This window comes from Virgisporangium ochraceum (assembly GCF_016863655.1).
GTDB classification, from domain to species: domain Bacteria; phylum Actinomycetota; class Actinomycetes; order Mycobacteriales; family Micromonosporaceae; genus Virgisporangium; species Virgisporangium ochraceum.
Map to the genome: position 1 here is coordinate 1 of NZ_BOPH01000168.1, position 8,624 is coordinate 8,624.

Here is an 8,624-nt window from a genome sequence, read left to right on the forward strand (position 1 = left end):
GTGCCTCCCGACGCCTGGGTGCCACGCAGCGCCGGCCCGCCCTCGGCCAGCGCGGCGAGGCCGTCGAGGAGGTCCTCGCGTCCGGTGGCCAGGACGGCGGCCCGCTGGCGGAGCGTCGCCCGTCCGGTGGCCGCGCTGTAGGCGACGTCGGCGGGGGTCCACCCGTCCGTCGCGGCCAGGTGCTCCCGCAGCCGCGCGGCCTGGTGGCGCAGCGCCTCCTCGGTCTCACCCGACACCGGGACCGCGACCACGTCCGGCCCGGCCGGTGCCGGCTCCGCGCCGGCCGGCGGTGCCTGCTCGATGATGGTGTGGGCGTTGGTGCCGCTCATCCCGAACGACGACACCCCGGCCCGGCGCGGACGCCCGGTCTCCGGCCACGGCCGCGCCTCGGTCAACAGGTCGACATCGCCGGCCGACCAGTCCACCTGCGGCGTCGGCTGGTCCACGTGCAGGGTCTTCGGCAGCACGCCGTGGCGCATCGCCATGACCATCTTGATGATGCCGCCGACGCCCGACGCGGCCTGGGTGTGGCCGATGTTCGACTTCAGGGAGCCGAGCAGCAGCGGACGCTCGCGCTCCTGGCCGTAGGCCGCCAACAGGGCCTGCGCCTCGATCGGGTCGCCGAGCATCGTCCCGGTGCCGTGGGCCTCGACCGCGTCGACGTCGGCGGCTGCGAGGCCGGCGCGGGTCAGCGCGGCGCGGATCACCTGCTGCTGCGCGGGTCCGTTCGGCGCGGTGAGGCCGTTGGAGGCGCCGTCCTGGTTGACCGCCGTTCCCCTGATGACCGCGAGCACCGGGTGGCCGTTGCGCGTGGCGTCGGACAGGCGCTCCAGGAGCAGCAGGCCGGCGCCCTCGCCCCAGCCGGTGCCGTCGGCCGCGCCGGCGAAGGCCTTGCAGCGGCCGTCGGCGGCCAGGCCGCGCTGGCGGCTGAAGTCGATGAACGTACCCGGTGTCGACATCACGACCACGCCGCCGGCCAGCGCCGTGGTGCACTCGCGCTGGCGCAGCGCCTGGCAGGCGAGGTGGATCGCGACCAGCGACGACGAGCAGGCGGTGTCGATGGTGACCGCCGGACCCTCCAGCCCGAACGTGTACGACAGCCGCCCCGACAGCACGCTGACCGCGTTGCCGGTGCCGAGGTAGCCCTCCAGGTTCTCGGTGGAGTAGGCGAGCAGCGCCGCGTAGTCGTGCGAGTTCACGCCCGCGAAGACCCCGGTCGCGGTGCGGCGCTGGGCGAGCGGGTCCAGGCCGGCCCGCTCGAACGCCTCCCACGCCACCTCCAGCAGCAGCCGCTGCTGCGGGTCCATCGCCAACGCTTCACGCGGGCTGATCCCGAACAGCGCCGGGTCGAACGTGGTCGCGTCGGTGAGGAACCCGCCCTCGCGGGCGTAGGAGGTGCCGGGGTGGTCGGGGTCGGGGTCGTAGAGGGCCTCGAGGTTCCAGCCGCGGTCGGACGGGAACGGACCGACCGCGTCGGTGCCCGTGGCGACGAGCTGCCACAGGTCCTCGGGTGAACGCACGCCGCCCGGGTACCGGCAGCTCATCGCGACGATCGCGATGGGCTCGTGCTCCTCGGACTCCACCTGCTGCAGACGCTGGCGGGTCTGTGCCAGGTCGGCCGTGACCCGCTTGAGGTACTCGAGGAGCTTCGCGTCGTCGTTCATCCCAGTACGCCTTTTCCTTCTTAGGAGAGCCCGAGTTCCTTGTCGATGAAGTCGAAGATCTCGTCGCGCGAGGCCGACTGGATCTTCGTGGTGACGGTGTCGGTGCCGGCCGCGGCCGTCCGCTGCGCGGTGACCGCGTTCAGCAGCGCCTGGAGCCGCGCGTTCACCTGCGCCAGCGCGGCATCCTCCGCACCGATCGCGAGCACGGTGCGCTCCAGCCGCTCCAGCTCGTCGAAGACCGACAGCGCCGGACCGGCACCGTCGGGCCACAGCGCCGACCGCAGGTGCGCGACCAGGTCGGCCGGCGTCGGGTGGTCGAACACGAGCGTGGCCGGCAGCTTCAGGCCGGTCGCCTTACCGAGCGCCGTGCGCAGCTCGACCGCCGTCAGCGAGTCGAAGCCGAGCTCGCGGAACGCCCGGTGCGGCTCGATCGCCTCCGGCGCCGCGTGGTCGAGGACGCGCGCGACGTGCGTGCGCACCAGCGTCAGCAGCGCGCGGTCCCGGTCGGCCGCGGGCAGGGCCGCGAGACTCTCGGCGTAGGCCTCCGCCGAGGCACCGGACCGCTCGGCCTCCGCCGCCTCCGCGGCCAGGATCGCCCGGACCTCCGGCACCGACTCGATCAGCGGGCGCCGGCGGGCGGCGGTGAACCCGGGCACGAACCCGGCCCAGTCCACGTCGACGACCGTGACGCAGGTGTCGCCGCGCCCGACCGCCCCGCTGAGCGCGGCGATCCCGACCTCCGGCGCCATCGGCCGCAGGCCGCGCCGGCGCAGGTGCTCGGCGGCTCCGTCGGCGGCCGCCATGCCGCCGCCGTCCCACGGTCCCCACGCCACCGCGGTGGCCGCGAGGCCGCGCCGGCGCCGGTTCTCGGCGAGCGCGTCGAGGTAGGCGTTGGCGGCCGCGTAGGCGCTCTGGCCGCCGCTGCCCCAGATCCCGGCGATCGAGGAGAACAACACGAACGCGTCGAGGTCGCCGGTCAGCTCGTCGAGGTGCGCCGCACCGGCGGTCTTGGCCTCGACGACGGCGTCGAACTCGGCCATGGTCGCGGTGCCGAGCGGGGTCGCCCGGTCGACTCCGGCCGCGTGCACCACCGCGGTGAGCTCGCCGTCGGCGAGGCCGGCCACCAGCGACGCCACGGCGGCGCGGTCGGCGACGTCGCACGCGACGACGCTCACCTCGACGCCGGTGGCGCGCAGTTCGTCGGCGAGCTCCCCGGCACCCGGGGCGTCCGGCCCGCGCCGTCCGGTGAGGACCAGCCGCTGCGCGCCGTTGGCGGCCAGCCAGCGGGCGACGTGCCCGCCGAGGGCGCCGGTGCCGCCGGTGACCAGGACCGTGCCCCGCGGCCGCCATCCCGCCGCCGGGTCGCCCTCGGGCGCCGGAACGAGGCGGCGGGCGAGCAGCCCGGAGCCGCGGACCGCCAGCTGGTCCTCCCCACCGGTTCCGGCCAGGGCCGCGCAGAGCGCGTCGGCGGCCCGCTCGTCCGGCCGCGGTGGCAGATCGACGAGGCCACCCCAGCGTTCGGGGTGCTCCAGGCCGGCCGCGCGGCCGAGTCCCCACACGAGCGCCCGCTCCGGCCGGTCGACCGGGTCACCGTCGCCGGCCGCGACGGCACCGGTGGTGGCGTGCCAGACCGGGCAGGTCAGGCCGACGTCGGCGACCGACTGCAGCAGCGTCACCGTCGGGGCCAGCGCGCCGAGGACCGACAGCACCCCGGTCCACGTGGTGCCGCTGGCCCGGAGCCAGGCCGAGAGCGCAGCCCGGTCGCTCTCGACCACGACCTGTTCGACCCGGGCGCCGTGCCGCCGCAGCGCGGCCGCCGCCGCGGCGACCCACGGGTCATCCGTGCTGGGGACGGCGAGCAGCCAGTCACCGGTCAGCGCCGGCTCGGGCGCACCGGCCACCGGCTCCCACCGGATCCGGTAGCGCATCCGGTCCACTGTGGACGCCGCGCGTTGCCGGCGGTGCCACGCGGACAGCGCCGGGAGCACCGCGGCCAGCTCGTCGTCGCCGAGGTTCAGGTCGCCGCGGAGCGCGCCGAGGTCGGCCCGCTCGACGGCGTCCCAGAACCGGGCCTGCGCGCCGTCGGCCGGTCCGCCCGAGGTCGCGGTGACCGCGCGGAACGTGGGCCAGTACCGCTGCCGCTGGAACGGGTAGGTGGGCAGGTCGACCCGGCGTCCGCCGCCGAGGAGTGCCGGCCAGTCGACGGCGGCGCCGCGCACGTGCAGCCCGGCCACCGCCGCGAGAACCGTCGACGGCTCGTCGCGGTCGCGGCGCAGCACCGGCAGGAACGCGCCGTCCTCGACGCAGTGCTGTCCCATCGCGGAGAGCACGCCGTCGGGCCCGATCTCCACGAACGTGGTGACGCCGGCGGCTTCGAGGGCCTTCATCCCGTCGGCGAAGCGGACCGCCTCGCGGACGTGCCGCACCCAGTACTCCGGCGTGGCCGGGTCACCGTCGACGTTGGTCACGACCGGGATGACCGGGTCGTTGTACGTCAGCCCCGACGCGACCTCGAAGAACCCGTCGAGCATCCCCGCCATCAGCGGCGAGTGGAACGCGTGGCTCACGGTCAGCCGCTTGGCCTTGAACCCGGCCGTCACCGTCAGGACGGCGTCCTCCTCACCGGAGACCACCACCGACCGCGGCCCGTTCACCGCCGCGATGCTCACGCGGGACTCCAGCCCGGCCAGCAGCGGCAGCACCTCCTCCTCGGAGGCCTGCACCGAGACCATCGCCCCACCGGCCGGCAACGCCTGCATCAGCCGACCCCGCGCGGCCACCAACGCCGCCGCGTCGGCCAGCGACAGGATCCCGGCCACATGCGCCGCCGCCAGCTCACCGATGGAGTGCCCGATCAGGTGGTCCGGCGTCACACCCCACGACTCCAGGAGGCGGAACAGCGCCACCTCCAGGGCGAACAGCGCGGTCTGCGTGTAGACGGTCTGCGCCAGTAGCTCGGCATCATCTCCGAACATCACGTCGCGGACGGGCCGGTCGAGGTGCGGGTCCAGGTGGGCGCAGACCTCGTCGAGGGCGCGGGCGAACACGTCGTGGGTCGCGTAGAGGTCGCGGCCCATGCCGGGACGCTGCGCGCCCTGTCCGGTGAACAGGAACGCCACCGCCGGCCGGCCCGTGACGACGCCGACGGACCCGCCACCGTCGGCGAGGTCGCCGAGGAGCCGGCGCAGCTCGTCGCGGTCGGCGCCGACGAGCACGGCCCGGTGTTCCCGGGTCGACCGGCCGGTGGCCAGCGACCATGCGACATCGGCGGCGTCGGCGGTGAACCCGTCGCGCAGCGCGGCCGCCTGGTCGCGCACGGCCCCTTCGGTGGCGCCGGAGAGGACGAGCGGCAGCGGTCCCCGCAGGGTGGCGGGCCGCTGCGCGTCGACGGCCTCGGGCGCCTGCTCGATGATGGTGTGCGCGTTGGTGCCGCTCATGCCGAACGAGGACACGCCGGCGCGGCGCGGCCGGTCGACGGCCGGCCACTCGCGGGGCTCGGTGAGCAGCTCGACGGCACCGGCGCTCCAGTCGACGTGCGGCGACGGCTCGTCGGCGTGCAGGGTCTTCGGCATGACGCCGTGGCGGATCGCCATGACCATCTTGATGATCCCGCCGACGCCGGCGGCCGACTGGGTGTGGCCGATGTTCGACTTGAGCGACCCGAGCCGCAGCGGCGTGTCCGCGGAGCGGTCCCGGCCGTAGGTGGCCAGCAGCGCCTGCGCCTCGATCGGGTCACCGAGAACCGTACCGGTGCCGTGCGCCTCCACCACGTCGACGTCCACAGTGGACAGACCTGCGCTCGCCAATGCCTGGCGGATGACCCGCTGCTGCGCCGGACCGTTCGGTGCCGTCAGACCGTTGGAGGCGCCGTCCTGGTTGATCGCGGAGCCGGCGACGACCGCCAGCACCGGGTGGCCGTTGCGGCGCGCGTCCGAGAGCCGCTCGACGAGCAGCAGGCCGACGCCCTCGCCCCAGCCCGTGCCGTCGGCGTCGGCCCCGAACGCCTTACAGCGCCCGTTCGCGGCGAGGCCGCCCTGCTTGTGGAACTCCACGAACGTGCCGGGCGTCGACATCACGGTGACGCCACCGGCGAGTGCCAGGTCGCACTCCCCCTGCCGGAGCGCCTGCATGGCCAGGTGCAGCGCCACCAGCGACGACGAACAGGCCGTGTCGACGGTGACGGCCGGGCCTTCGAGCCCGAAGGTGTACGACAGGCGTCCGGAGAACACGCTGGCCGCGTTGCCGGTCCCCGCATGGCCTTTCGCCCGGTCGTCGCCCGACCCCCACAGCAGGCCGGCGTAGTCCTGGCTGTTCGTTCCGACGAACACGCCCGTCGACGAGCCGCGCACCGACGACGGTGCGATCCCGGCCCGTTCGAACGACTCCCACGCGGTCTCCAGCAGCAGCCGCTGCTGCGGGTCCATCGCCAACGCCTCGCGCGGTGAGATCCCGAACAGGCCGGGGTCGAACCGCGCCGCGTCGTACAGGAAGCCGCCCTGCCGGGCGTAGCCGTCCACGGAACTCTCGATCAACTCCCAACCCCGATCCGTCGGGAAGCCGGCCACCGCGTCCGTCCCCTCGGACACCAGTCGCCACAGATCCTCCGGAGACCGGATATCGCCCGGGTATCGGCACGCCATCGCGACGATCGCCACGGGCTCGTCGGAGCCCGCCGCGGCGATAGGCGCGCTGGTCAGCTCGGTGGTGCCGAGCAGTTCGTCGCGCAGGTACGCCGCGAGCACGGACGCGTTCGGGTAGTCGAAGACGAGCGTCGAGGGCAGCCGCAGCCCGGTCGCCGCCTGCAGCCGGTTGCGCAGTTCCACCGCGGTCAGCGAGTCGAAGCCCAGCTCGCGGAACGCCCGCTCGGGTTCGACGTCGTCGGCCGACGCGTGCTCCAGCACCGCCGCCGCCTCGGCGCGCACCGTCGCCAGCAGCGACCGGAACGCCTCCTCCGGTGACCCGAACCGCGGCGCCTGCGCCGTGACGGCCTCCACGGTCAGCGCGTGGCGCACCTCGGGCAGGTCGCCGATCAGCGGGCGGGCCCGCTCCAGGCAGAACGCCGGCGCGAACCGCTCCCAGTCGACGTCGGCGACGGTCACGCACGTCTCGTCGCCGTCGAGGGCCCGCTGCAGGGCCGCGATGGCGAGGTCGGGGTCCATCGGCGTGAGCCCGCGGCGGACCAGGTGCTCGTGCACCCCGGCCGCGGCCGCCATGCCGCCGCCGGCCCACGGCCCCCACGAGACCGCGGTGGCCCTCTGTCCGCGGGCCCGCCGCTGCCGGGCCAGCGCGTCGAGGTGGGCGTTGGCCGCGGAGTAGGCGGCCTGCCCGCCGCTGCCCCACACGCCGGAGATCGAGGAGAACAGCACGAACGCGTCGAGGTCGCCGGTCAGCTCGTCCAGGTGCCGCGCGCCGTCGACCTTGGCGGCGGTCACCGCGGCGAACCCGTCCGGGTCGGTCTCCGCGATGAGCGTGCCGCGGTCGATGCCGGCGGTGTGCACGACCGCGGTCACCCTGCGGCGCTTGAGGAGCCGGGCGACGGCCGCCCGGTCGGCGACGTCGCAGGCGACCACGGTCACCTTCGCGCCGAGGTCGGTCAGCTCGGCGGTGAGCTCGGCGGCGCCGGGCGCCGTGTCGCCGCGCCGGTTCGTCAGGACCAGGTTCCGGGCGCCGTTCGCGGCCAGCCACCGGGCGACGCGCGCGCCGAGCCCGCCGGTGCCACCGGTGACCAGCACCGTGCCGCGGGGACGCCAGCCGGCGGCGGGGTCGCCGGCGGGCCACGTGCCGCGCACGATCCGGCGCGCGAAGACGCCGGAGCCGCGGACGGCCACCTGGTCCTCGTCGCCGCGGGCCACCGTCTCCAGCAGCCGGGACACGGCCCGCTCGTCCAGCGCCGCGGGCAGGTCCACCAGGCCGCCCCAGCGGCCGGCGTGCTCCAGCCCGACGACCCGGCCCAGGCCCCACACCATCGCCTGGAACGGCCGCACGTCCCGGTCCCACCGGCCGACCGTCACCGCGCCGCGGGTCAGGCACCACAGCGGCGCACCGATCCCCGCGTCGCCGAGCGCCTGCACCACCGCGAGCGCCGTGGCGACCGCGGTGGCGTCGTCCGCCGGCAGGAGGACGACACCGGCGGCGCCCGCCGCGTGGGCGGCGAACGTCGTGGTGAGGGCCGCGCGGTCGGCGCGGTCCGCCGGGACCGTGACCACCTCGGTGACCCGCTGAGCGAGCGCCTCCCCGACGACGGCGGCGTCGGCGTCCGACCCGGGTGGCGCCACCACGAGCCAGGTGCCGGTGAGCGGCGGTGCCGGTGCGCCGGCGACCGGCTTCCACGCCTCCTCGTAGCGCAACGCGTCGAGGTCGCTCTGCTCCCGTCGCCCGCGCCGGTAGGACGTGAGCACCGGCAGGACGGCGGCGAGCGTCCCGGAGTCGGTGTGCAGGGTCTCGGCGAGCGCGGTGACGTCGCCGCGCTCGACGGCGGTCCAGAAACCGTCGTCTGCGGGGTCGGCCGCCGCGGTCCCGGCCGCCGGTGCGGCGGAGAGCTCCGGCCAGTACCGCCGGTGGTCGAACGCGTAGGTGGGCAGGTCGACCCGGCGCCCTCCCCCGAGGACGGCGGCCCAGTCGACGGCGACACCCCGCACGTGCGCGCCCGCGAGCGCCGAGACGGCGGCCCACGCCTCGTCCCGGTCCCGGCGCAGCACGGGCAGGAACTCGCCGCCGTCGACGCAGTGCTGCCCCATCGCGGAGAGCACGCCGTCGGGACCGACCTCGACGTAGGTGGTGACGCCGGCGGCCTCCAGGGCGCGCATGCCGTCGTGGAACCGCACCGCTTCCCGCACGTGGCGGACCCAGTACCCGGGCGTGGTCGGGTCGCCGTCGAGGGTCGCCATCACGGGGATCGTCGGGGTCCGGTACTCCAGCCCCGAGGCCACCGCGTGGAACTCGTCGAGCATGCCGGCCATG

General features: G+C 75.7%; 2 protein-coding genes. Both read right to left on the reverse strand.

Translation table 11 applies throughout. The features are described from left to right. On the reverse strand, positions 1-1,664 hold a 1,664-nt coding region (locus Voc01_RS52415), incomplete at its 3' end, for a type I polyketide synthase (protein WP_203935304.1). A gap of 20 nt (positions 1,665-1,684) precedes the next feature. Continuing rightward, the gene (locus Voc01_RS52420) at positions 1,685-8,614 is read right to left on the reverse strand and encodes a type I polyketide synthase (RefSeq protein ID WP_203935305.1); all 6,930 of its coding nucleotides are present in this window, start codon (positions 8,612-8,614) and stop codon (positions 1,685-1,687) included. Positions 8,615-8,624: the final 10 nt, after the last annotated feature.

Coding starts and splice junctions, on each gene's coding strand:
- Voc01_RS52420 (WP_203935305.1), bottom strand. CDS start 8,614: ATGCTCGACGAGTTCCACGCGGTGGCCTCGGGGCTGGAGTACCGGACC.